Consider the following 24935-nt stretch of genomic DNA (forward strand, 5'->3'; position numbering starts at 1 on the left):
CTTTGCTGAACTGTTGCTGGAAGACTACAAAGCCTCCCTGAAATATCTCAGCGATCACCCGAAACTGCAGGGTATTGCCCAGCAGAACAGCTTTAAACATACCTGATAACGTTTAACGGTAACGGTGTCCCGAAACGAACCCGTTTCGGGACAATTTCCAAAGTCTGTTCACTGGCATTAGCAACGGAAAATATTGTTCTGAATACGCTTCAGAACAAAACAGGTGCGGTTCCGACAGGAATACCGTTTTAGGGGGATAATATGGCTACATCAGTACAGACAGGTAAAGCTAAGCAGCTCACATTACTCGGATTCTTTGCCATAACGGCATCGATGGTAATGGCTGTTTATGAATACCCTACCTTCGCAACATCGGGCTTTTCATTAGTCTTCTTCCTGCTATTAGGCGGGATTTTATGGTTTATTCCCGTGGGACTTTGTGCTGCGGAAATGGCCACCGTCGACGGCTGGGAAGAAGGTGGTGTCTTCGCCTGGGTATCAAATACTCTGGGGCCGAGATGGGGATTTGCAGCGATCTCATTTGGCTATCTGCAAATCGCCATTGGTTTTATTCCGATGCTCTATTTCGTGTTAGGGGCACTCTCCTACATCCTGAAATGGCCAGCGCTGAATGAAGACCCCATTACCAAAACTATTGCAGCACTCATCATTCTTTGGGCGCTGGCATTAACGCAGTTTGGTGGCACGAAATACACGGCGCGAATTGCTAAAGTTGGCTTCTTCGCCGGTATCCTGTTACCTGCATTTATTTTGATCGCATTAGCGGCTATTTATCTGCACTCCGGTGCCCCCGTTGCTATCGAAATGGATTCGAAGACCTTCTTCCCTGACTTCTCTAAAGTGGGCACACTGGTTGTATTTGTTGCCTTCATTTTGAGTTATATGGGCGTAGAAGCTTCCGCAACTCACGTCAATGAAATGAGCAACCCCGGGCGCGACTATCCACTGGCTATGTTACTGCTGATGGTGGCGGCAATCTGCTTAAGCTCTGTTGGCGGTTTATCTATTGCGATGGTCATTCCGGGTAATGAAATCAACCTCTCCGCAGGGGTAATGCAAACCTTTACCGTTCTGATGTCCCATGTGGCACCGGAAATTGAGTGGACGGTTCGCGTGATCTCCGCACTGCTGTTGCTGGGTGTTCTGGCGGAAATCGCCTCCTGGATTGTTGGTCCTTCTCGCGGGATGTATGTCACAGCGCAGAAAAACCTGCTGCCAGCGGCATTCGCTAAAATGAACAAAAATGGCGTACCGGTAACGCTGGTCATTTCGCAGCTGGTGATTACTTCTATCGCGTTGATCATCCTCACCAATACCGGTGGCGGTAACAACATGTCCTTCCTGATCGCACTGGCGCTGACGGTGGTGATTTATCTGTGTGCTTATTTCATGCTGTTTATTGGCTACATTGTGTTGGTTCTTAAACATCCTGACTTAAAACGCACATTTAATATCCCTGGTGGTAAAGGGGTGAAACTGGTCGTGGCAATTGTCGGTCTGCTGACTTCAATTATGGCGTTTATTGTTTCCTTCCTGCCGCCGGATAACATCCAGGGTGACTCTACCGATATGTATGTTGAATTACTGGTCGTTAGTTTCCTGGTGGTACTTGCCCTGCCCTTTATTCTCTATGCTGTTCATGATCGTAAAGGCAAAGCGAATACCGGCGTCACTCTGGAGCCAATCAACAGTCAGAACGCACCAAAAGGTCACTTCTTCCTGCACCCGCGTGCACGTTCACCACACTATATTGTGATGAATGACAAGAAACACTAACCATGTCTGAATGGTTATAAGACAAGGGAGCGATAATTCATCGCTCCCTTTTTCGTGCTTGCTGTCGTATTGACTTAACCGGGATAAGTACGAGAATGAGCGCACATCTGTTTACCGGAAACCAGCACATATGGATATCTGCTCCCGAAACAAGAAATTAACGATTAGAAGACCAGCGATACTGGTTGCACTGGCACTTTTACTGTGTAGTTGTAAAAGCACGCCTCCAGAGTCCATGGTGACACCACCAGCAGGTTCAAAGCCACCAGCCACGACGCAACAATCGTCACAACCGATGCGTGGCATCTGGCTGGCCACGGTGTCTCGCCTCGACTGGCCACCGGTTTCCTCGGTTAACATTAGTAACCCCACCAGCCGGGCCCGTGTACAACAACAGGCGATGATCGACAAACTGGATCATCTGCAACGTCTCGGTATAAACACGGTCTTTTTCCAGGTCAAGCCGGACGGTACCGCCCTGTGGCCATCAAAAATTTTGCCGTGGTCCGATCTTATGACCGGTAAGATTGGTGAAAATCCGGGTTACGATCCGCTGCAATTTATGCTCGACGAAGCCCACAAGCGTGGGATGAAAGTACACGCCTGGTTTAACCCCTATCGCGTATCGGTTAATACGAAGCCCGGTACTATCAGGGAACTGAATAGCACTCTGTCTCAACAACCGGCGAGCGTCTATGTGCAACACCGTGACTGGATCAGAACGTCTGGCGATCGCTTTGTCCTCGACCCGGGCATCCCTGAGGTTCAGGACTGGATCACATCAATAGTCGCCGAAGTGGTTTCCCGCTATCCGGTAGATGGCGTGCAGTTTGACGACTATTTCTATACGGAGTCACCGGGTTCACGGCTAAATGATAACGAAACGTACCGTAAATACGGAGGCGCATTTGCGTCAAAAGCAGACTGGCGGCGCAACAATACTCAGCAGTTAATTACAAAAGTATCGCACACCATTAAAAGCATTAAGCCGGGAGTCGAATTTGGCGTTAGCCCGGCAGGCGTGTGGCGTAACCGATCACACGATCCGCTCGGTTCCGATACCCGAGGCGCGGCAGCCTATGACGAATCCTACGCTGACACCCGTCGATGGGTGGAACAAGGATTGCTGGATTACATTGCTCCCCAAATTTACTGGCCGTTCTCACGGAGTGCCGCGCGTTATGACGTGTTGGCAAAATGGTGGGCGGATGTCGTTAAACCGACCAGGACCCGCCTGTATATCGGTATCGCCTTCTATAAAGTGGGTGAACCTTCAAAGATAGAGCCAGACTGGATGATTAACGGCGGCGTACCGGAACTGAAAAAGCAGCTCGATCTTAACGATGCGGTACCAGAAATTAGCGGCACCATCTTGTTCCGTGAGGACTATCTGAATAAACCGCAGACTCAACAAGCGGTCAGCTATCTGCAAAGTCGTTGGGGCAGTTAAACTCCCATGCTTACTTTGTAACAAGCCGGTGCTTTACCCACCGGCTTGTTACACCTTGTGAAATATCCCACTAGTAATCATGCTTACATAAGTCAAATTAACCACGCAATTAACCACACTTAGTTAAACAGCTATAAATCCCTAATAAAAATGTATGAATATGAAAAACCATACGATATTCGCTGTCACCGAAAAATAATTACGATGGGCTATACTCTTCTGAAGAACAGTAGCGTAGATTGAAACTGTCCTAAGTCGCTTATTTCTTTTCAGTATATCTTCATATTTCAGGAGAATATGGTGCAGTTAGTCGATCTCGCACGTTGCGTTTTGATTCCGTCTGATTTCCCAGCCTTATAAGGGTGTGAATTATGGAGATGTATTTTAAAAGAATGAAAGATGAGTGGACCGGACTTGTCGAACAGGCAGATCCACTCATTCGTGCTAAAGCCGCGGAAATTGCCGTTGCGCATGCTCATTATCTGAGTATCGAGTTTTATCGAATTGTCCGCATCGACCCGCATGCCGAAGAATTCTTGAGTAATGAACAAGTTGAGCGGCAGTTGAAAAGTGCGATGGAACGCTGGATTATTAACGTGCTTTCTGCCCAGGTTGACGATGTCGAAAGGCTAATACAAATCCAGCATACCGTCGCGGAAGTGCATGCCCGCATAGGAATTCCGGTAGAAATTGTCGAGATGGGGTTTCGGGTGCTGAAAAAAATCCTCTATCCGGTAATCTTCTCTTCGGATTATTCTGCCGCAGAAAAACTTCAGGTCTACCATTTCTCGATTAACAGTATTGATATCGCTATGGAAGTGATGACCCGCGCGTTTACCTTTAGTGACAGTAGTGCCTCAAAGGAAGATGAAAACTATCGTATCTTCTCGTTACTAGAAAACGCCGAAGAAGAAAAAGAACGGCAAATAGCCTCAATACTTTCATGGGAAATAGATATTATCTATAAAATCCTGCTGGATTCTGATTTAGGCAGTAGTTTGCCTTTAAGCCAGGCTGATTTTGGCCTGTGGTTTAACCATAAAGGTCGACATTATTTTAGTGGCATTGCCGAAGTAGGCATATCTCCCGTCTGATTCAGGATTTCGACGGTATATTCAATCAAACCATGCGTAACACCAGGAATTTGAATAACAGAAGTCTGCGGGTGAAATTTTTATTACAGATAAGAAATACTGTATCGCAAATTATTACCTTGCTGCGTGAATTGTTTGAAGAAGTATCGCGCCACGAAGTCGGTATGGATGTACTGACGAAATTACTTAACCGCCGCTTCCTGCCGACTATCTTCAAACGCGAAATTGCCCATGCCAACCGGACCGGTACACCGCTGTCAGTGCTGATTATTGACGTTGATAAATTCAAAGAGATCAACGATACGTGGGGCCATAACACTGGCGATGAAATTCTGCGTAAAGTCTCTCAGGCCTTTTATGACAACGTCCGCAGTAGTGATTATGTTTTTCGCTACGGGGGCGATGAATTTATCATTGTTTTGACTGAAGCTTCTGAAAACGAAACGTTACGTACCGCAGAACGTATTCGCAGTCGGGTGGAGAAAACCAAACTGAAAGCCGCAAACGGCGAGGATATTGCCCTCTCACTTTCCATCGGTGCCGCCATGTTTAATGGTCATCCTGACTATGAGCGCCTCATTCAAATAGCCGATGAAGCTCTGTATATCGCCAAAAGACGAGGTAGAAACCGTGTTGAACTCTGGAAAGCCAGTCTTTAGATGCGCCAGGATGCAGAGGTAATCATGAAGCTAACCGATGCGGAAAATGCCGCCGATGGCATTTTTTTCCCCGCCCTTGAACAAAATATGATGGGCGCGGTGTTAATTAACGAAAATGATGAAGTGATGTTTTTCAACCCCGCCGCAGAGAAGCTCTGGGGGTACAAACGTGAAGAAGTCATTGGCAATAACATTGATATGCTGATTCCGCGGGATTTGCGTCCTGCGCATCCTGAATACATTCGTCATAACCGTGAAGGTGGTAAAGCGCGCGTCGAGGGGATGAGTCGGGAGCTGCAGCTGGAGAAAAAAGACGGCAGTAAAATCTGGACCCGTTTTGCGCTATCGAAAGTGAGCGCCGAGGGGAAAGTTTATTACCTGGCGCTGGTACGGGATGCCAGCGTAGAAATGGCGCAAAAAGAACAGACCCGACAATTGATTATTGCCGTTGACCATCTCGACCGACCGGTGATTGTCCTCGATCCGGAACGCCATATTGTGCAGTGCAATCGCGCATTTACCGAAATGTTTGGTTACTGCATTAGCGAAGCCAGCGGTATGCAGCCCGATACACTCCTGAACATTCCTGAATTCCCTGCCGATAACCGCATTCGTTTACAACAGTTGCTATGGAAAACCGCCCGCGATCAGGACGAATTTCTGCTGTTGACGCGCACCGGTGAAAAAATCTGGATTAAAGCCTCTATCAGCCCGGTTTATGACGTGCTCGCGCATCTGCAGAACCTGGTAATGACTTTCTCGGATATCACCGAAGAACGGCAAATCCGCCAGCTTGAAGGCAATATTCTCGCCGCCATGTGCAGCAGCCCGCCATTTCATGAAATGGGGGAAATCATTTGTCGTAACATCGAATCTGTTCTCAACGAATCGCATGTTTCGCTGTTCGCACTGCGCAACGGGATGCCGATACACTGGGCGTCATCTTCGCACGGTGCAGAAGTTCAAAATGCGCAAAGCTGGTCAGCGACCATTCGTCAGCGTGATGGCGCGCCTGCGGGGATCCTGCAAATTAAAACCTCGTCAGGAGCAGAAACCAGCGCCTTTATCGAACGCGTGGCAGATATCAGTCAGCATATGGCCGCGCTGGCGCTGGAACAGGAAAAAAGCCGCCAGCATATTGAACAACTCATCCAATTTGATCCGATGACCGGTCTGCCAAATCGCAATAACCAGCACAATTACCTCGATGACCTGGTCGACAAAGCCGTCTCTCCGGTGGTGTATCTCATCGGTGTTGACCATATTCAGGATGTGATTGATAGCCTTGGCTATGCGTGGGCCGATCAGGCATTGCTGGAAGTGGTCAATCGCTTTCGTGGAAAACTCAAACCGGATCAGTATCTCTGTCGTATCGAAGGTACGCAGTTTGTCCTCGTGAGCCTGGAAAACGACGTCAGTAACATTACCCAGATCGCCGATGAGCTACGGAATGTGGTCAGCAAGCCGATAATGATTGACGATAAACCATTCCCGCTTACCTTGAGTATTGGCATCAGCTACGACGTGGGTAAAAACCACGATTACCTACTCTCCACTGCTCACAATGCAATAGATTATATTCGCAAGAATGGCGGTAACGGCTGGCAGTTCTTCAGCCCGGCGATGAACGAAATGGTAAAAGAGCGTTTGGTTTTAGGCGCAGCGCTGAAAGAAGCGATTAGCAATAACCAACTGAAACTTGTTTACCAGCCGCAAATCTTCGCAGAAACGGGTGAACTGTACGGCATCGAAGCCCTTGCGCGCTGGCACGATCCCCAGCATGGTCATGTGCCCCCTTCACGGTTTATTCCTCTCGCAGAAGAGATTGGTGAAATCGAAAATATTGGGCGCTGGGTCATCGCGGAAGCTTGCCGTCAGTTAGCAGAATGGCGTAGCCAGAATATTCATATCCCGGCGCTTTCCGTTAACTTGTCGGCACTGCACTTTCGCAGTAATCAACTGCCTAATCAGGTGTCTGATGCAATGCACGCCTGGGGTATTGACGGCCACCAGCTGACGGTAGAAATCACGGAAAGCATGATGATGGAACACGATACCGAAATCTTTAAGCGCATTCAGATCCTGCGTGATATGGGCGTGGGCTTATCGGTAGATGATTTTGGTACGGGCTTTTCCGGATTATCCCGCTTAGTCAGTCTTCCGGTAACGGAAATCAAAATTGACAAAAGTTTTGTCGATCGTTGTCTGACCGAAAAACGCATCCTTGCCTTACTTGAAGCCATTACCAGCATTGGGCAAAGCCTCAATTTAACCGTCGTGGCGGAAGGCGTCGAAACCAAAGAGCAATTTGAGATGCTACGCAAGATCCACTGTCGCGTTATTCAGGGATATTTCTTTTCCCGCCCCCTACCCGCCGAAGAAATTCCAGGCTGGATGAGCAGCGTGTTACCGCTGAAAATCTGACAAATTCCTCTCGCCCGCACTCGCGGGTTTTCATTTAACGTGACACCGTCACTTAAATACTGTGATTTCATCTACGATTCCGGGAGATTCCTTCCTTAACTTCCCCTCTTGCACCAAAACTGCACTACGCTGCACAAATGTTGATCAAAAGTTAAAAAATATAACTTTAAGCCAGCATTCTGGCGCTTATCCCGGCATGGCATGAGATCTGCATAAGCGGAAAGCGCAGCAATTTTTGTCTTATACAGGAACCGTTTATGTCGGATACCACCGAACTGGTTGATTTAGCCGTAATCTTCCCTGATCTGGAGATCGAATTGAAATACGCCTGCGCTGATAACATCACAGGTAAAGCTATTTATCAGCAAGCGCGTTGTCTGCTACACAAGGATGCGATTACCGCGCTGGCGAAAAGTATCAGTATCGCCCAGCTGTCAGGCTTACAACTGGTGATTTACGATGCGTATCGCCCACAACAAGCACAGGCGATGTTGTGGCAAGCCTGCCCAGACCCGCAATATGTTGTTGATGTGACGGTCGGTTCTAATCACAGCCGTGGCACGGCGATCGACCTGACGCTTCGTGATGAGCACGGGAACATCCTCGATATGGGCGCAGGGTTCGATGAAATGCACGAGCGCTCCCATGCCTATCACCCTTCCGTCCCGCCCGCCGCTCAGCGCAATCGGCTGTTGCTGAATGCGATTATGACTGGTGGCGGTTTTGTCGGTATCTCCAGCGAATGGTGGCACTTCGAATTACCCCAGGCAGCGAGTTACCCACTGCTCGCTGATCAATTCACCTGTTTTATATCCCCTGGCACACAGCACGTCAGTTAATCAGGAAACTGTCATGAAGAGATCGATACCGTTTCGTCCTACATTGCTCGCGCTCGTCCTTGCCACAACTTTCCCGGTTGCGCACGCCGCCGTACCGAAAGATATGCTGGTGATTGGTAAGGCCGCCGATCCACAAACCCTCGCCCCGGCGGTAACAATAGATAATAACGACTGGACGGTGACCTACCCGTCTTATCAGCGGCTGGTTCAGTACAAAACGGACGGTGATAAAGGCTCAACCGACGTTGAAGGCGATCTGGCAAGTAGCTGGAAAGCGTCTGACGATCAAAAAGAGTGGACGTTCACCCTGAAGGACAATGCTAAATTTGCCGATGGCACACCGGTCACTGCCGAAGCAGTAAAACTCTCTTTTGAGCGGCTACTAAAAATCGGCCAGGGGCCAGCAGAAGCATTTCCCAAAGATTTAAAGATTGATGCTCCCGACGAACATACGGTGAAGTTTACCCTTAGCCAGCCATTCGCACCGTTCCTCTACACGCTGGCGAATGACGGTGCATCCATTATCAATCCGGCGGTGTTAAAGGAACATGCAGCGGATGATGCCCGCGGCTTCCTCGCGCAAAATACCGCCGGTTCCGGACCATTTATGCTGAAAAGCTGGCAAAAAGGTCAGCAATTAGTTCTGGTGCCAAATCCGCATTACCCTGGCAATAAACCGAACTTTAAGCGAGTATCGGTAAAAATTATTGGTGAAAGTGCCTCCCGTCGCCTGCAGCTCTCCCGTGGTGATATTGACATTGCCGATGCGCTGCCGGTGGATCAACTCAACGCCCTGAAGCAGGAAAACAAAGTCAATGTGGCAGAGTATCCGTCACTGCGCGTCACCTACCTGTATCTGAATAACAGCAAAGCGCCTCTTAATCAGGCGGATCTGCGTCGGGCCATTTCCTGGTCTACCGATTATCAGGGCATGGTTAACGGCATTCTGAGTGGTAACGGAAAACAGATGCGCGGCCCGATTCCGGAAGGCATGTGGGGCTACGATGCGACGGCAATGCAATACAACCATGACGAAACGAAAGCCAAAGCCGAATGGGATAAAGTGACGAGCAAACCCACCAGCCTGACGTTTCTCTACTCCGATAAGGATCCGAACTGGGAGCCTATTGCTCTGGCGACACAATCCAGTCTCAACAAGCTGGGCATCAATGTGAAGCTGGAAAAGCTGGCGAACGCCACCATGCGCGACAGAGTGGGTAAAGGTGATTACGACATTGCGATTGGCAACTGGAGTCCGGATTTTGCCGACCCGTATATGTTTATGAATTACTGGTTTGAGTCAGACAAAAAAGGTCTGCCGGGTAACCGCTCGTTCTATGAAAACAGTGAGGTCGATAAGTTACTGCGCAATGCGCTTGCGACCACCGACCAGACGCAGCGTACCCGGGACTACCAGCAGGCACAGAAAATCGTCATTGATGACGCTGCTTATGTGTACCTGTTCCAGAAAAACTACCAACTGGCGATGAACAAAGAGGTGAAAGGCTTTGTGTTCAATCCCATGCTGGAACAGGTCTTCAATATCAATACCATGAGTAAATAACGTGACCTTCTGGAGTATTTTACGCCAACGCTGCTGGGGGCTGGTGCTCGTGATGGCGGGCGTCTGCGTGATTACGTTTATTATCTCGCATCTGATCCCTGGCGATCCGGCGCGGTTACTGGCGGGTGACCGCGCCAGCGATGCTATCGTGGAAAATATTCGCCAGCAACTGGGACTGGACCAGCCACTGTATGTACAGTTTTACCGCTACGTCAGCGACCTGTTTCATGGTGACCTGGGAACATCCATTCGTACCGGGCGTCCGGTGTTGGAAGAGTTGCGTATATTTTTCCCGGCGACGCTGGAACTGGCTTTTTGTGCCCTGCTGCTGGCACTCCTGATTGGCATCCCGCTGGGCATACTCTCTGCAGTCTGGCGAAATCGCTGGCTGGATCATCTGGTGCGAATAATGGCCATTACCGGAATCTCCACACCTGCGTTTTGGCTTGGACTGGGCGTCATTGTGCTGTTTTATGGTCATCTGCAAATTCTTCCCGGCGGCGGAAGGCTTGATGACTGGCTGGATCCACCAACGCACGTTACCGGCTTTTATCTGCTCGATGCGCTGCTTGAAGGCAACGGTGAAGTCTTCTTCAATGCGTTGCAACATCTCATCTTACCGGCATTAACGCTGGCGTTCGTTCACCTGGGAATTGTCGCTCGCCAGATCCGCTCAGCGATGCTGGAACAATTGAGTGAAGACTACATTCGTACCGCCCGGGCCAGCGGCTTGCCCGGCTGGTATATCGTTTTATGTTATGCGCTACCCAATGCGTTGATCCCATCGATTACCGTATTGGGTCTGGCGCTGGGCGATTTGTTGTATGGCGCAGTGCTCACCGAAACCGTTTTTGCCTGGCCCGGAATGGGTGCATGGGTAGTAACATCAATACAGGCGCTCGACTTCCCGGCAGTGATGGGCTTTGCCGTCGTGGTTTCATTTGCTTATGTGCTGGTCAACCTGGTGGTGGATTTGCTCTATTTGTGGATTGATCCGCGTATCGGACGTGGAGGTGGTGAATGATGCTAAGCGAGGAAACGTCCGCCGTACGCCCACAAAAACAAACGCGATTTAACGGTGCAAAACTGATATGGATGCTGAAAGGCAGTCCGCTCACCGTGACCGGCGCAGTCATCATTGTATTAATGCTATTGATGATGTTTTTTTCACCGTGGCTTGCGACGCATGATCCCAACGCCATTGATTTAACCGCCCGCCTTTTGCCGCCTTCTGCGGCGCACTGGTTTGGCACCGATGAAGTGGGACGCGATCTGTTCAGCCGCGTACTGGTCGGCAGTCAGCAATCAATTCTCGCCGGATTAGTCGTGGTTGCCATTGCGGGTATGATTGGTTCGCTACTCGGATGTCTATCCGGTGTGCTTGGCGGACGCGCAGACGCCATCATCATGCGCATCATGGACATTATGCTGTCGATTCCTTCGTTGGTACTGACAATGGCACTGGCTGCCGCTCTCGGGCCGAGTTTATTTAACGCCATGCTGGCGATTGCTATTGTGCGAATTCCCTTTTATGTGCGCCTGGCGCGGGGGCAAGCATTAGTTGTACGCCAGTATACCTATGTTCAGGCGGCGAAAACCTTTGGTGCGTCGCGTTGGCATCTGATCAGCTGGCATATTTTACGTAACTCCCTGCCGCCGCTGATCGTGCAGGCATCGCTGGATATCGGTAGCGCGATTTTAATGGCCGCCACGTTGGGATTTATTGGCCTGGGTGCTCAACAACCGAGTGCTGAATGGGGCGCGATGGTAGCGAATGGTCGCAACTATGTACTCGATCAGTGGTGGTATTGCGCATTTCCAGGGGCAGCGATTTTGCTTACCGCCGTTGGGTTTAATCTCTTTGGTGATGGTATTCGCGATCTGCTTGACCCGAAAGCAGGAGGAAAGCAGTCATGACCCAGCCCGTTCTGGACATTCAACAGCTGCATTTGAGTTTCCCCGGTTTTAACGGTGATGTTCACGCGCTCAACAATGTGTCCTTGCAGATTAACCGCGGTGAAATTGTCGGTCTGGTGGGAGAATCCGGCTCAGGTAAATCAGTCACCGCAATGCTGATTATGCGTCTGCTACCGACGGGCAGTTATTGCGTACATCGGGGGCAGATTTCACTGCTGGGAGACGATGTTCTTAACGCTCGGGAAAAACAGCTTCGTCAGTGGCGCGGCGCACGAGTGGCGATGATCTTTCAGGAACCGATGACCGCCCTCAATCCGACACGTCGAATAGGTCTTCAGATGATGGACGTGATCCGCCATCATCAACCAATAAGTCGTCGGGAAGCCAGAGCTAAAGCGATTGTCCTGCTGGAAGAGATGCAAATCCCGGATGCCGTGGAAGTTATGTCGCGCTATCCGTTTGAGCTTTCAGGTGGTATGCGCCAGCGGGTAATGATTGCGCTGGCATTCTCCTGCGAGCCGCAATTGATTATTGCCGACGAACCGACTACGGCGCTGGACGTTACGGTGCAGTTGCAGGTACTGCGTTTGCTTAAACATAAAGCCGGCGCCAGTGGAACTGCGGTTCTGTTCATCAGCCATGATATGGCCGTGGTGTCGCAACTGTGCGATAGCGTTTACGTGATGTATGCCGGAAGCGTAATTGAAAGCGGCGTGAGGGCAGACGTTATCCATCATCCCCGGCATCCGTATACCATTGGTTTGCTCCAATGTGCACCAGAACATGGAGTACCACGCCAGCTATTACCCGCCATTCCAGGGACGGTACCAAACCTCACCCATTTGCCTGACGGCTGCGCTTTTCGCGATCGTTGCTATGCGGCAGGTGCACAGTGTGAAAACGTCCCGGCGCTGACAGCGTGTGGTGACAACAACCAGCGCTGCGCCTGTTGGTATCCGCAGCAGGAGGTCATAAGTGTCTGACACGTTATTAACGTTACGCGGCGTCCATATCAATTTCCCGGCCCGTAAAAACTGGCTTGGTAAAACTACGGAACATGTTCATGCGATTAATGGTATTGATTTACAGATCCGCCGTGGTGAAACCTTAGGGATCGTCGGCGAGTCAGGCTGCGGCAAAAGCACCCTCGCACAGCTTTTAATGGGTATGCTGCAACCGAGCCACGGGCAGTACATCCGTTCTGGCTCACAACGCATTATGCAGATGGTGTTTCAGGACCCGCTCTCTTCGCTCAATCCGCGCTTACCGGTGTGGCGCATCATCACAGAACCGCTCTGGATAGCTAAGCGTAGTAGTGAACAACAGCGGCGAGCGTTGGTAGAGGAGCTGGCTGTGCAGGTGGGTATTCGTCCGGAGTATCTCGACCGCCTGCCTCATGCGTTCTCCGGCGGGCAGCGGCAACGTATCGCCATTGCCAGAGCACTCTCTTCGCAGCCTGACGTGATTGTGCTTGATGAGCCAACCTCTGCGCTGGATATCTCCGTGCAGGCGCAGATCCTCAATTTACTGGTAACGCTACAGGAAAATCACGGGCTGACCTATGTGCTGATTTCACACAATGTCTCGGTGATACGTCATATGAGCGATCGGGTGGCGGTGATGTATCTCGGGCAGATTGTAGAACTGGGCGACGCGCAACAGGTGCTAACGGCTCCGGCACATCCATACACCCGATTATTGCTGGATTCCCTCCCCGCCATTGATAAACCGCTGGAGGAAGAATGGGCATTACGTAAAACGGATCTGCCGGGAAACCGCACGTTGCCGCAAGGCTGTTTTTTCTACGAACGTTGCCCCCTTGCAACCAGCGGATGTGAAGTCCGGCAATCATTAGCAATAAGGGAGGACGGACGTGAGCTCCGGTGCTGGCGGGCGCTGTAGAGATGCTAACAACGCATCAGGCATTCACGCGCCTGACACGTCATCCGGCAATGCTTTACGATTTCAACTGGTAATCCAGCGTAATTTCCGCTTTCAGTACCTGAGAGACCGGGCATCCTGCTTTTGCTTTCTGGATGATGCCGTCAAAGGTAGAGGCATCAATACCCGGCACCGCAACTTCACTCTTCAGTGCGATTTTCGTAATCGCAAAACCGGCATCCACTTTATCCAGCGACACATCGGCGATGGTATCAATCGATGTTGGCGTAAATCCCGCTTCCCCCAGCATGAATGAAAGCGCCATTGAGAAACATGCGGCATGCGCTGCGCCAATCAGTTCTTCAGGGTTAGTTCCTTTTTCGCCTTCAAAACGCGTGTTAAATCCATACGGCTGTTGGTTCAGCACGCCACTCTCGGTGGATACTGTTCCCTTCCCGCGTTTGATATCGCCTTCCCAGTGTGCCTGACCTTTCTTATGGATTGTCATTGTTGCTCTCATGTGGGCTTAAAAAGGAAATTATAGACTACGTGAGAAACAGCACGAGGATAAGCAGGATATTCCGAATAAAAATCCGGCAGAAATATTACTTCTGCACTTAAATTAAATTTCCACAATAGATAACCGGGAATATATAACCCAAGAGATATTGCATTAATATTAATCAACTCACCACAATAATAATACCTATCAATATCATGAGGTTAAAATATAAAAATCATCAACCAGGACTAATCTTAACAACAAAGCGGCAAATATTTGCCATGCTGAATGTGCTTTATAAATCTGCGATCCGTAGCAGACACCATAAATACACAGACACGGAGAATCACTATGTTTACTTATTATCAGGCAGAAAATTCAACAGCAGAACCCGCTCTGGTTAATGCCATTGAGCAAGGCCTTCGGGCAGAGCACGGTGTTGTCACTGAAGATGACATTCTCATGGAGCTGACCAAATGGGTGGAAGCTTCTGATAACGACATCCTCAGTGATATCTACCAGCAAACGATCAATTATGTGGTCAGTGGCCAGCACCCTACGCTTTAAGGTGCTATGCTTGATCGGCAACCTAATTTAGGGGTTTAGCACGTGTTTCTTCGCTACGGCGATGTTGTCCTTAAAACTAGCAACAGGATTGAGGAGTTAAAATGAAATCGAACCGTCAGGCACGTCATATTCTTGGACTGGACCATAAAATTTCTAACCAGCGCAAAATAGTTACCGAAGGTGACAAATCCAGCGTGGTAAATAACCCAACCGGCAGAAAACGCCCCGCTGAAAAGTAATTCATAACCATCAGTCCTCAATGACGATTAAACACCATTGCCTGCGCAATGGTGTTTTTGTTTTTATCTGCTTTATACTTGGGGCCGACGCCCTGGCGGTAAAGCAAAGACGATAAAAGCGTGCCAGGGATGGATATTCAAAAAAGAGTGAGTGACATGGAACCAAAAACAAAAAAACAGCGTTCGCTTTATATCCCTTACGCTGGCCCTGTACTGCTGGAATTTCCGTTGTTGAATAAAGGCAGTGCCTTCAGCATGGAAGAACGCCGTAACTTCAACCTGCTGGGGTTACTGCCGGAAGTGGTCGAAACCATCGAAGAACAAGCGGAACGAGCATGGATCCAGTATCAGGGATTCAAAACCGAAATCGACAAACACATCTACCTGCGTAACATCCAGGACACCAACGAAACCCTCTTCTACCGTCTGGTAAACAATCATCTTGATGAGATGATGCCTGTTATTTATACCCCAACCGTCGGCGCAGCCTGTGAGCGTTTTTCTGAGATCTACCGCCGTTCACGCGGCGTGTTTATCTCTTACCAGAACCGCCACAATATGGACGATATTCTGCAAAACGTACCGAACCATAATATCAAAGTGATTGTGGTGACTGACGGTGAACGTATTCTGGGGCTTGGTGACCAGGGCATCGGCGGGATGGGCATTCCGATCGGTAAACTGTCGCTCTATACCGCCTGTGGCGGCATCAGCCCGGCGTATACCCTTCCGGTGGTGCTGGATGTCGGAACGAACAACCAACAGCTGCTTAACGATCCGCTGTATATGGGCTGGCGTAATCCGCGTATCATTGACGACGAATACTATGAATTCGTTGATGAATTTATCCAGGCTGTGAAACAACGCTGGCCAGACGTGCTGTTGCAGTTTGAAGACTTTGCTCAAAAAAATGCGATGCCGTTACTTAACCGCTATCGCAATGAAATTTGTTCTTTTAACGATGACATTCAGGGCACTGCGGCGGTAACAGTCGGCACACTGATCGCAGCAAGCCGAGCGGCAGGTGGTCAGTTAAGCGAGAAAAAAATCGTCTTCCTTGGTGCAGGTTCAGCGGGATGCGGCATTGCCGAAATGATCATCGCCCAGACCCAGCGCGAAGGATTAAGCGAGGAAGCGGCGCGGCAGAAAGTCTTTATGGTCGATCGCTTTGGCCTGCTGACGGACAAGATGCCGAACCTGCTGCCTTTCCAGACCAAACTGGTGCAGAAACGCGAAAACCTCAGTGACTGGGATACCGACAGCGATGTGCTGTCACTGCTGGATGTGGTGCGCAATGTAAAACCAGATATTCTGATTGGCGTCTCAGGACAGACCGGGCTGTTTACGGAAGAGATCATCCGTGAGATGCATAAACACTGTCCGCGTCCGATCGTGATGCCGCTGTCTAACCCGACGTCACGCGTGGAAGCCACACCGCAGGACATTATCGCCTGGACCGAAGGTAACGCGCTGGTCGCCACTGGCAGCCCGTTTAATCCAGTGGTATGGAAAGATAAAATCTACCCTATCGCCCAGTGTAACAACGCCTTTATTTTCCCTGGCATCGGGCTGGGTGTTATTGCTTCCGGCGCGTCACGTATCACCGATGAGATGCTGATGTCAGCAAGTGAAACGCTTGCTCAGTATTCGCCGCTGGTGCTGAACGGCGAAGGTCTGGTACTACCGGAACTGAAAGATATTCAGAAAGTCTCCCGCGCAATTGCGTTTGCGGTTGGCAAAATGGCGCAGCAGCAAGGCGTGGCGGTGAAAACGTCTGCTGAAGCTTTGCAACAAGCCATTGACGATAATTTCTGGCAAGCCGAATACCGCGACTACCGCCGTACCTCCATCTAAGCCTGCGCCCGGTAGTGAAGGCTACCGGGCTATTTCCCTCTCCCTTTTTCAGATCTCATCCATACTGGGTAGTGGCGAATAAATCTCATTTGCCTCACCTGCTATGCAGAACATCATCCGAAAAGGAGGAACTATGAAGGCTGCAGTTGTTACGAAGGATCATCATGTTGACGTTACGGATAAAACACTGCGCTCACTGAAACATGGCGAAGCCCTGCTGAAAATGGAGTGTTGTGGTGTATGTCATACCGATCTTCATGTTAAGAATGGCGATTTTGGTGACAAAACTGGGGTAATTCTGGGCCATGAAGGCATCGGTGTGGTGGCAGAAGTTGGCCCAGGTGTCACCTCATTAAAACCAGGCGATCGTGCCAGCGTGGCGTGGTTTTACGAAGGATGCGGTCATTGCGAATACTGTAACAGTGGTAACGAAACGCTCTGCCGTTCAGTTAAAAATGCCGGATACAGCGTTGATGGCGGGATGGCGGAAGAGTGCATCGTGGTCGCCGATTACGCGGTAAAAGTGCCAGATGGTCTGGACTCGGCGGCGGCCAGCAGCATTACCTGTGCGGGGGTCACCACCTACAAAGCCGTTAAACTGTCAAAAATTCGTCCCGGTCAGTGGATTGCTATCTACGGTCTTGGCGGTCTGGGTAACCTCGCCCTGCAATACGCGAAGAATGTCTTTAACGCCAAAGTGATCGCCATTGATGTCAATGATGAGCAGTTAAAACTGGCAACCGAAATGGGTGCAGATTTAGCGATTAACTCACGCACCGAAGACGCCGCCTAAATTGTGCAGGAGAAAACCGGTGGCGCTCACGCTGCGGTGGTAACAGCAGTAGCTAAAGCTGCGTTTAACTCGGCAGTTGATGCTGTCCGTGCAGGCGGTCGTGTTGTGGCTGTCGGTCTGCCGCCGGAGTCTATGAGCCTGGATATCCCACGTCTTGTGCTGGATGGCATTGAAGTGGTCGGTTCGCTGGTCGGCACGCGCCAGGATCTAACCGAAGCCTTCCAGTTTGCCGCCGAAGGCAAAGTGGTGCCGAAAGTCGCCCTGCGTCCGTTAGCGGACATCAACACCATCTTTACCGAGATGGAAGAAGGCAAAATCCGTGGCCGTATGGTGATTGATTTCCGTCACTAAGAGGTCTTTGCTGCGACTCCCATGTTCGGGTCGCAGCATCGCACACTCTCCAACATGAAATGGCTAAATGGATTATTGTTGCGTAGGAAGGAACAATAATGATAGTGTTCCCAGAGAAGGAACGCTACTGAGAGTAAAGACACTAATGAAAATGGCCAATCATCCCCGCCCGGGGGACATTATTCAGGAATCACTGGACGAACTTAATGTCAGCCTGCGCGAGTTTGCCAGAGCAATGGAAATTGCGCCCTCAACGGCAAGCCGATTGCTGACCGGAAAAGCAGCTTTGACGCCAGAAATGGCAATTAAACTTTCCGTGGTGATCGGCAGTTCGCCGCAAATGTGGCTGAATCTGCAAAACGCCTGGAGTCTGGCAGAGGCTGAAAAAACGGTGGATGTGTCGCGACTGCGCCGTCTGGTTACGCAATAAAAAAATGGCGCTTCTTAAAGCGCCATTTTCAGCTTAAAGTTCAAAAGAGATTATATCCCTTCTTCACTCTCTTTTTTCGCTTCTGCCTTCTCGATTTCACGATACCAGCGCGGATGGTGTTTCTTCGCCCAGCGACGGCTTACCTTCCCTTCGATCATCCCTTTAATCGATCCTTTCACCCAGAATGCCATATACATATGGATCAGGATGGCGTGGATCAGGATGATACCGGCAGCCGCGTGGATCAGCAGGCTGTAGCGAACAACCTGCATCGGGAAGTACTGCGCAAAGTACGGACGCCAGATAATCACCCCGGTCACCAACAGCACGAAAATCATGCTCATGATCGACCAGAACATCATCTTTTGCCCGGCGTTGTACTTACCAACATCCGCCACTTTGTGCTCATTGCCTTTTAATACTTCGACAATGTTCAATAGCCACGGAATATCTTTCTTATCCGGGATGTTGTGATGCACAAAACGCACAAACATAAACATCAGCGCGACGAAAATCGCAATGCCGAAGAACGGGTGCAAAATGCGTCCCATCTGCGGCGTACCGAAGGTTTGCGTCAGCCATTGCAGCGTCGGGAAGAAGAACGAAATCCCGGACAGCGCCACCAGGAAGAAGCAAATCACCACGGTCCAGTGACAGACGCGATCAATAAATTTGGTGCGCACAATCATTTTCGACTTACTCATGATGATCCTCCTCGTCATCGTCCACTTCCTTATTCGGGCCAATACCGATGTAGTGGAAAATCAACCCGGCAAAAGTGGCAATAAAGCCAGCCGCTGCCAGCGGTTTCAACGCGCCTTTCCACAGGCTTACCGAGGTGTCGATCTTCGGATCTTTCGGCAGACCGTGATACAGCTCCGGCTGATCGGCGTGATGCAGCACGTACATAACGTGCGTACCACCGACCCCTTCCGGGTTGTAGACGCCAGCATGTTCGTAACCACGCGCTTTCAGTTTCGCCACGCGCTGTTCCGCCAGCTCCAGCATCTCCTTCTTGGTGCCGAAGTGGATAGCCCCGGTCGGACAGGTTTTCACACAAGCCGGTTCCTGGCCGACGCTGACGCGATCGACGCAGAGCGTGCATTTATATACCCGGTTATCCTCTTTGTTGAGGCGCGGAATATTAAACGGACACCCGGCAATGCAGTAACCACAGCCGATGCAGTTTTCCGACTGGAAATCGACAATCCCGTTAGCGTACTGAATGATTGCACCAGCAGACGGGCACGCCTTCAGGCAGCCGGGATCTTCACAGTGCATACAGCCGTCTTTACGGATCAGCCACTCCAGCTTGCCGTTCTGTTCGGTTTCGCTAAAGCGCATCACCGTCCAGGACTTGGCGCTCAGATCGGCGGGGTTATCGTAAACCCCGACGCAGTGCCCCACTTCATCACGGATGTCGTTCCACTCCGAACACGCCACCTGACAGGCTTTACAGCCGATACAGGTGGAAACGTCGATAAGTTTTGCGACTTCTGCTTTGTAATCACGCACCTGAGAAGGCGGCGTGATGGAGTTAGTTGCGGACCTTTTGATAATGTCCTGCGTTTCCATAGCCATCTGTTCGCCCCCTTACGCCTTCTCGATGTTGACTAAGAACGCTTTATATTCCGGCGTTTGCGAGTTTGCATCACCGACATTCGGCGTCAGAGTGTTAGCGATATAACCTTTACGCGCGACACCCTCAAAGCCCCAGTGGATTGGAATACCCACCGTTTCAACCTGCTGACCATTTACATTCAGCGGTTTCAGACGACGCGTTACCACAGCCACCGCGCGGATAAAGCCACGCTTGCTGGAGACAGTGACACGCTCGCCATTATTAATGCCTTTCGCCGCCGCCAGCGTTTCGCTGATTTCCACAAACTGTTCCGGCTGAGCAATTGCGTTGAGCAATGCGTGCTTGGTCCAGGTGTGGAAGTGCTCGGTCAGACGATAGGTCGTACCCACATACGGGAACTGCTCTTTTTTACCCATCCGCAGCGCGTCTTGTTCATACAGACGAACAACCGGGTTAGACACCACGTTCGGATGCAGCGGGTTAGTGCCCAGCGGCGTTTCAATCGGCTCGTAGTGTTCCGGGAACGGACCTTCCGCCATTTTGTTGATGGCAAACAGGCGTCCCATCCCTTCCGGCTGCATGATAAACGGCCCGGTTGGCGTACCCGGTGCGGCATTGCCGAAGTCAGGAATATCGTTACCCGTCCACTTGCTGCCGTTCCACTGGATCAGCATCCGTTTCGGATCCCACGGTTTACCGTTGATATCCGCCGAAGCACGGTTGTACAGCACGCGACGGTTGAGCGGCCACGCCCAGGCCCATCCCAGCGTATTCCCCAGACCGGACGGGTCGGAGTTATCGCGGTTAGCCATCTGGTTGCCCTGCTCTGTCCAGCTACCGGTGTAGATCCAGCAAGAAGATGCGGTTGTACCGTCATCACGCAGATGCGCAAAGCTACTCAGCAACTGACCTTTCTTCGCAATAAGCACGCCATTAGCGTCATAGAGATCTTCCAGCGCGTAGCCGTTGTTCTCTTTAGCCACTTCGTCAGATTGCGGTTCGTGCGGCTGCTTGTAGTTCCAGCTCATCTTCATCAGCGGTTCTACGCCTTTACCACCTTCGGCCTGGTACAGCTCGCGCAGATGATGGTAGATACCCGCCAGAATTTCGCCGTCGTTACGCGCTTCGCCCGGCGCGTCCTGACCTTTCCAGTGCCACTGCAACCAGCGACCGGAGTTAGCGATAGAACCATCTTCTTCGGCAAAGCAGGTCGAAGGCAGACGGAATACTTCAGTCTGAATAGACGCCGGATCGACATCGTTCGACTCGCCGTGGTTCTGCCAGAAGGTAGAGGTTTCAGTCACCAGCGGATCGATAACCACCATGTACTTCAGCTTGCTCAGGCAGCTCACCACTTTGTTTTTGTCCGGGAAGGACGCAACCGGGTTAAAGCCCTGGCAGAAATAACCGGTGACTTTGCCTTCGTCCATCATGTTGAAATACTTGATGACGTCGTAGGTCTGGTCCCACTTCGGCAGCCAGTCATAGCCCCAGTTGTTCTCTTTCTGCGCGGCATCGCCATAGAAAGATTTCATCAGGCTAACGAAGAACTTCGGATAGTTGCTCCAGTAGTTCACCTGACCAGCCAGCGTCGCTTTCGGCGTGTTCGCTTCCAGATACGACTGCAAATCAACCTGTTTTTCTGACGGAAGCGTCAGATAACCTGGCAGGCTGGTAGAGAGCAGACCTAAGTCAGTCAGCCCCTGAATGTTGGAGTGACCACGCAATGCGTTCACGCCGCCACCGGCCATACCCATGTTACCGAGCAGCAACTGGATCATCGCCATAGTACGGATGTTCTGCGCACCCACGGTGTGCTGCGTCCAGCCCAGCGCGTACAGGAAGGTGGTTGTGCGATCCGGTGCGCTGGTGGAGGCCAGCACTTCACACACTTTCAGGAAGTCGGCTTTTGGCGTACCGCAGATGTTTTCAACGACGTCCGGCGTGTAGCGGGAAACGTGCGCTTTCAGCAGGTTCCACACACAGCGCGGATGAGTCAGTGTTTCATCGCGTTTTGCATAGCCGTTTTCATCGAACTGATAGTTCCAGGACGACTTATCATACTGGCGTTTTTCAGCGTCGTAGCCGCTGAACAGGCCGTCTTCGAAAGCAAAATCATCACGCACCAGCAGGCTGGCGTTGGTGTAATGTTTAACGTATTCGGCGTTGATTTTGTTGTTTTCGATCAGGTAGCGCAAAACGCCAGACAGGAACGTAATGTCCGTACCGGAACGAATAGGTGCGTAAATATCCGCCACAGAAGCGGTACGCGTAAAACGAGGATCGACAGCGATCAAGGTTGCATCGTTGTTGTTTTTCGCTTCCATCGCCCAGCGGAAACCGACGGGATGCGCTTCAGCAGCGTTACCGCCCATTACCATTACGACGTTAGCGTTTTTGATATCCACCCAGTGGTTGGTCATCGCACCGCGACCAAATGTTGGAGCAAGACTTGCTACCGTTGGTCCGTGTCAGACGCGCGCCTGGTTGTCTACCGCCAGCATCCCGAGGGAGCGGGCAAATTTCTGTGTCAGCATCCCGGTTTCGTTGCTGGCACCGGAGGCACACAGCATACCGGTAGAAAGCCAACGGTTTACCGTTACGCCCTGCTCGTTCTTTTCAATAAAGTTAGCGTCACGGTCAGCTTTCATCAGCTTTGCAATACGGGAGAATGCTTCTTCCCAGCTAATGCGCTGCCATTTGTCAGAACCTGGCGCACGATATTCCGGGTAGCGCAGACGGTTTTCGCTGTTGACGTAATCCAGCAAACCGGCCCCTTTTGGGCACAGCGCACCACGGCTTACCGGATGATCCGGGTCACCTTCAATGTGATAAATCGCTTCTCTGGCGTTTTTCGCGCCATCACCCAGGCTATACATCAATAGCCCGCAACCTACGGAACAGTATGTGCAGGTGTTACGGATCTCTTTAGCGCGTAATAATTTGTAGTTTCGCGCCTGAGCCAGTGCTTGCTTAGGGGCAAAGCCCAATGCCGCTACCGTTGTTCCAGCCATACCGCCCGCGCAGATTTTAAAAAATTGTCTGCGACTGACGTCCATTGCTTTCCTCTTTTTTCAGGGATATTACTGCGCGAGGAAACTAACAGTAAAATTCTGAATCTTTTTGCGCGAAATCAAAAAGAACACGTGTTTGCCACAAAATAATCCGCCTGCGCAAATTGACCTACCTCAATAGCGGTAGAAAAACGCACCACTGCCTGACAGGCCAGTTAAAAAAATGCTATAAAATTCAGCTTAATTTTTAACGGCAAGAGAGACAAAACAGCGAGCATGACACGACAAAAAGCAACGCTCATAGGGCTAATAGCGATCGTCCTGTGGAGCACGATGGTAGGATTGATTCGCGGTGTCAGCGAGGGGCTCGGCCCGGTCGGCGGCGCAGCTGCTATCTATTCATTAAGCGGGCTGCTGTTAATCTTCACGGTTGGATTTCCGCGTATTCGGCAGATTCCGAAAGGCTATTTACTCGCCGGGAGTCTGTTATTCGTCAGCTATGAAATCTGTCTGGCGCTTTCCTTAGGGTATGCGGCGACCCGTCATCAGGCGATTGAAGCGGGTATGGTGAACTATCTGTGGCCCAGCCTGACAATTCTCTTTGCCATTCTGTTTAATGGTCAGAAAACCAACTGGCTGATTGTACCAGGATTATTATTAGCCCTGGTCGGCGTCTGCTGGGTGTTAGGCGGTGAGAATGGGTTACATTATGATGAAATCATCAATAATATCACCACCAGCCCATTGAGTTATTTCCTGGCGTTTATTGGTGCGTTTATCTGGGCAGCCTATTGCACAGTAACGAATAAATACGCACGCGGATTTAACGGAATTACCGTTTTTGTCCTGCTAACGGGAGCAAGTCTGTGGGTTTACTATTTTCTTACGCAACAACCAGAAATGGTATTTAGCACGCCCGTCATGATTAAACTCATCTCTGCGGCATTTACCTTAGGATTTGCTTATGCTGCATGGAATGTCGGTATATTGCATGGCAATGTCACCATAATGGCGGTAGGCTCGTATTTTACGCCCGTACTTTCCTCAGCGCTTGCAGCCGTGCTGCTCAGCGCCCCGCTGTCGTTCTCATTCTGGCAAGGCGCGCTAATGGTCTGCGGCGGTTCCCTGCTCTGCTGGCTGGCGACACGTCGTGGTTAAAATAATTGCCGGGTCTACGGCCCGGCAATTAATCAGATAAATTCCGACAATATTAAAAAATAAATTTCAAATACCAGTAATTCACCTTATATCTCATTTCGACTTCGATCACATATCGATAAATAATATTATCTCATCTATTTTTCTCATTGTTTTTAATCACCATTCTATTTTAAAAACAGTATGTCATTTATAAATGACGCCGTTTAAAATTCGTTTAGAAAATACGTTTGACGATAATTAAAAGGATTCTGTTAAATGAAATTAAAAATAGTTGCGGTGGTTGTAACTGGTTTGTTAGCTGCGAACGTAGCACACGCTGCCGAAGTCTATAACAAGGATGGTAATAAACTCGACCTTTATGGCAAGGTTACCGCTCTACGTTATTTTACTGATGATAAGCGTGACGATGGTGATAAAACTTATGCCCGTCTCGGCTTTAAAGGAGAAACGCAAATCAATGATCAAATGATTGGTTTTGGTCACTGGGAATATGATTTTAAAGGCTATAACGATGAAGCCAACGGCTCGCGCGGCAAGAATCTCTGATTGAGTTAAGTGCCCATCACAATATGATCACTGACCTTATATTACACAATCGGTAATGCTGCCAACTTACTGATTTAGTGTATGATGGTGATTTTAAGGTGCTTGCGTGGCTTCCATTTCCATCAGATGTCCTTCCTGCTCAGCTACTGAAGGCGTGGTGCGTAACGGCAAAAGCACTGCCGGACATCAGCGCTATCTCTGCTCTCATTGCCGTAAAACATGGCAACTACAGTTCACTTACACCGCCTCTCAGCCCGGTACGCACCAGAAA

At 50.3% G+C, this 24935-nt stretch carries 20 protein-coding genes and 3 pseudogenes; 19 read left to right on the plus strand and 4 right to left on the minus strand.

Annotated elements, in window-relative coordinates; genetic code table 11:
- The 11 genes and pseudogenes from BHE85_RS27815 to BHE85_RS20125 form a co-directional block, all read left to right on the plus strand.
- On the plus strand, positions 1 to 106 hold a 106-nt coding region (locus tag BHE85_RS27815; protein ID WP_000385218.1), incomplete at its 5' end, for a hypothetical protein.
- A gap of 155 nt (positions 107 to 261) precedes the next feature.
- A complete protein-coding gene (gene gadC, locus BHE85_RS20080; protein WP_000246019.1) occupies positions 262 to 1797 on the plus strand; it encodes an acid resistance gamma-aminobutyrate antiporter GadC in 1536 nt (511 codons plus the stop codon).
- Positions 1798 to 1927: 130 nt separating this feature from the next.
- On the plus strand, positions 1928 to 3247 hold the full coding sequence (locus BHE85_RS20085) for a family 10 glycosylhydrolase (RefSeq protein WP_000350400.1): 1320 nt from the start codon (positions 1928 to 1930) through the stop codon (positions 3245 to 3247).
- A gap of 371 nt (positions 3248 to 3618) precedes the next feature.
- A pseudogene (gene dosC / locus BHE85_RS20090) lies at positions 3619 to 5000 on the plus strand (diguanylate cyclase DosC).
- A gap of 24 nt (positions 5001 to 5024) precedes the next feature.
- Positions 5025 to 7424 (plus strand): oxygen-sensing cyclic-di-GMP phosphodiesterase DosP, encoded by a 2400-nt coding sequence (gene dosP, locus BHE85_RS20095; RefSeq protein WP_073692066.1) that lies wholly within the window; start codon positions 5025 to 5027, stop codon positions 7422 to 7424.
- A 257-nt stretch (positions 7425 to 7681) separates the two neighbouring features.
- Positions 7682 to 8263 carry a D-alanyl-D-alanine dipeptidase gene (ddpX, locus tag BHE85_RS20100; protein WP_001285834.1) on the plus strand — a complete coding sequence of 194 codons (582 nt, stop codon included), beginning with the start codon at positions 7682 to 7684 and terminating at the stop codon, positions 8261 to 8263.
- A 13-nt stretch (positions 8264 to 8276) separates the two neighbouring features.
- Entirely contained in the window at positions 8277 to 9827 is a 1551-nt protein-coding gene (locus BHE85_RS20105) for an ABC transporter substrate-binding protein (RefSeq protein WP_000830522.1), read from the plus strand.
- A gap of 1 nt (position 9828) precedes the next feature.
- On the plus strand, positions 9829 to 10851 hold the full coding sequence (locus BHE85_RS20110) for an ABC transporter permease (protein ID WP_000145086.1): 1023 nt from the start codon (positions 9829 to 9831) through the stop codon (positions 10849 to 10851).
- Positions 10848 to 11744: a D,D-dipeptide ABC transporter permease gene (ddpC, locus tag BHE85_RS20115; protein WP_000979596.1), complete on the plus strand. Its 897-nt coding sequence runs from the start codon at positions 10848 to 10850 to the stop codon at positions 11742 to 11744. Before BHE85_RS20110 ends, ddpC begins: the two co-directional genes overlap by 4 nt.
- Positions 11741 to 12727, plus strand: a complete 987-nt coding sequence (locus BHE85_RS20120; RefSeq protein ID WP_039064134.1) for an ABC transporter ATP-binding protein — start codon at positions 11741 to 11743, stop codon at positions 12725 to 12727. The genes ddpC and BHE85_RS20120 overlap by 4 nt, the downstream gene beginning before the upstream one ends.
- Positions 12720 to 13646: an oligopeptide/dipeptide ABC transporter ATP-binding protein gene (locus tag BHE85_RS20125; protein ID WP_001285567.1), complete on the plus strand. Its 927-nt coding sequence runs from the start codon at positions 12720 to 12722 to the stop codon at positions 13644 to 13646. The genes BHE85_RS20120 and BHE85_RS20125 overlap by 8 nt, the downstream gene beginning before the upstream one ends.
- Before the next feature lie 55 nt (positions 13647 to 13701).
- On the opposite strand, the gene osmC is transcribed toward BHE85_RS20125, so the two are convergent.
- On the minus strand, positions 13702 to 14133 hold the full coding sequence (osmC, locus tag BHE85_RS20130) for a peroxiredoxin OsmC (protein WP_000152298.1): 432 nt from the start codon (positions 14131 to 14133) through the stop codon (positions 13702 to 13704).
- 345 nt (positions 14134 to 14478) lie between these two features.
- On the opposite strand from osmC, the gene bdm reads away from it, so the two are divergent.
- From bdm to BHE85_RS20155, 5 genes and pseudogenes are all read left to right on the plus strand, one after another.
- Complete coding sequence (bdm, locus tag BHE85_RS20135) at positions 14479 to 14694, plus strand: biofilm-dependent modulation protein (protein WP_000495766.1); 216 nt, start codon at positions 14479 to 14481, stop codon at positions 14692 to 14694.
- 101 nt (positions 14695 to 14795) lie between these two features.
- Complete coding sequence (sra, locus tag BHE85_RS20140) at positions 14796 to 14933, plus strand: stationary-phase-induced ribosome-associated protein (protein WP_000841554.1); 138 nt, start codon at positions 14796 to 14798, stop codon at positions 14931 to 14933.
- 156 nt (positions 14934 to 15089) lie between these two features.
- The gene (gene maeA / locus BHE85_RS20145; RefSeq protein WP_000433446.1) at positions 15090 to 16787 is read left to right on the plus strand and encodes a malate dehydrogenase; all 1698 of its coding nucleotides are present in this window, start codon (positions 15090 to 15092) and stop codon (positions 16785 to 16787) included.
- Between the two features lie 133 nt (positions 16788 to 16920).
- Positions 16921 to 17931, plus strand: a pseudogene (gene adhP / locus BHE85_RS20150) (alcohol dehydrogenase AdhP).
- A 145-nt stretch (positions 17932 to 18076) separates the two neighbouring features.
- A complete protein-coding gene (locus BHE85_RS20155; protein WP_000781370.1) occupies positions 18077 to 18361 on the plus strand; it encodes a HigA family addiction module antitoxin in 285 nt (94 codons plus the stop codon).
- A gap of 50 nt (positions 18362 to 18411) precedes the next feature.
- Here the strand turns inward: BHE85_RS20155 and fdnI are convergent, their stop codons facing one another.
- The 3 genes from fdnI to fdnG are packed head-to-tail and all read right to left on the minus strand — an operon-like array spanning position 18412 to position 23002.
- Complete coding sequence (gene fdnI, locus BHE85_RS20160) at positions 18412 to 19065, minus strand: formate dehydrogenase-N subunit gamma (protein ID WP_000045655.1); 654 nt, start codon at positions 19063 to 19065, stop codon at positions 18412 to 18414.
- Positions 19058 to 19942, minus strand: coding sequence for a formate dehydrogenase N subunit beta (gene fdnH / locus BHE85_RS20165; protein ID WP_001240582.1), 885 nt, complete (start codon positions 19940 to 19942; stop codon positions 19058 to 19060). Before fdnH ends, fdnI begins: the two co-directional genes overlap by 8 nt.
- A 12-nt stretch (positions 19943 to 19954) precedes the next feature.
- Positions 19955 to 23002, minus strand: a complete 3048-nt coding sequence (gene fdnG / locus BHE85_RS20170; protein WP_011379208.1) for a formate dehydrogenase-N subunit alpha — start codon at positions 23000 to 23002, stop codon at positions 19955 to 19957.
- Between the two features lie 231 nt (positions 23003 to 23233).
- Here fdnG and yddG point away from each other — a divergent pair, with 231 nt between their 5' ends.
- The 3 genes and pseudogenes from yddG to BHE85_RS20185 all read left to right on the plus strand — a co-directional run.
- The gene (gene yddG / locus BHE85_RS20175) at positions 23234 to 24115 is read left to right on the plus strand and encodes an aromatic amino acid efflux DMT transporter YddG (RefSeq protein ID WP_000198208.1); all 882 of its coding nucleotides are present in this window, start codon (positions 23234 to 23236) and stop codon (positions 24113 to 24115) included.
- A 258-nt stretch (positions 24116 to 24373) separates the two neighbouring features.
- Positions 24374 to 24649: pseudogene (locus BHE85_RS20180) on the plus strand (porin); the annotation flags it as partial.
- A 121-nt stretch (positions 24650 to 24770) separates the two neighbouring features.
- Positions 24771 to 24935 (plus strand): IS1 family transposase (locus tag BHE85_RS20185; RefSeq protein WP_047664789.1); only part of this gene is annotated, 165 nt, incomplete at its 3' end.

It is taken from the genome of Shigella sp. FC1567, assembly GCF_001743015.1.
Lineage (GTDB): Bacteria > Pseudomonadota > Gammaproteobacteria > Enterobacterales > Enterobacteriaceae > Escherichia > Escherichia coli.

Bases quoted from the DNA above. Each gene is read 5' to 3' on its own strand.
- bdm (WP_000495766.1), top strand. From the start codon at position 14,479: ATGTTTACTTATTATCAGGCAGAAAATTCAACAGCAGAACCCGCTCTG.
- yddG (WP_000198208.1), top strand. From the start codon at position 23,234: ATGACACGACAAAAAGCAACGCTCATAGGGCTAATAGCGATCGTCCTG.
- ddpC (WP_000979596.1), top strand. From the start codon at position 10,848: ATGATGCTAAGCGAGGAAACGTCCGCCGTACGCCCACAAAAACAAACG.
- fdnI (WP_000045655.1), bottom strand. From the start codon at position 19,065: ATGAGTAAGTCGAAAATGATTGTGCGCACCAAATTTATTGATCGCGTC.
- dosP (WP_073692066.1), top strand. From the start codon at position 5,025: ATGAAGCTAACCGATGCGGAAAATGCCGCCGATGGCATTTTTTTCCCC.
- BHE85_RS20105 (WP_000830522.1), top strand. From the start codon at position 8,277: ATGAAGAGATCGATACCGTTTCGTCCTACATTGCTCGCGCTCGTCCTT.
- maeA (WP_000433446.1), top strand. From the start codon at position 15,090: ATGGAACCAAAAACAAAAAAACAGCGTTCGCTTTATATCCCTTACGCT.
- gadC (WP_000246019.1), top strand. From the start codon at position 262: ATGGCTACATCAGTACAGACAGGTAAAGCTAAGCAGCTCACATTACTC.
- osmC (WP_000152298.1), bottom strand. From the start codon at position 14,133: ATGACAATCCATAAGAAAGGTCAGGCACACTGGGAAGGCGATATCAAA.
- ddpX (WP_001285834.1), top strand. From the start codon at position 7,682: ATGTCGGATACCACCGAACTGGTTGATTTAGCCGTAATCTTCCCTGAT.
- sra (WP_000841554.1), top strand. From the start codon at position 14,796: ATGAAATCGAACCGTCAGGCACGTCATATTCTTGGACTGGACCATAAA.
- BHE85_RS20155 (WP_000781370.1), top strand. From the start codon at position 18,077: ATGAAAATGGCCAATCATCCCCGCCCGGGGGACATTATTCAGGAATCA.
- BHE85_RS20085 (WP_000350400.1), top strand. From the start codon at position 1,928: ATGGATATCTGCTCCCGAAACAAGAAATTAACGATTAGAAGACCAGCG.
- BHE85_RS20120 (WP_039064134.1), top strand. From the start codon at position 11,741: ATGACCCAGCCCGTTCTGGACATTCAACAGCTGCATTTGAGTTTCCCC.
- fdnH (WP_001240582.1), bottom strand. From the start codon at position 19,942: ATGGCTATGGAAACGCAGGACATTATCAAAAGGTCCGCAACTAACTCC.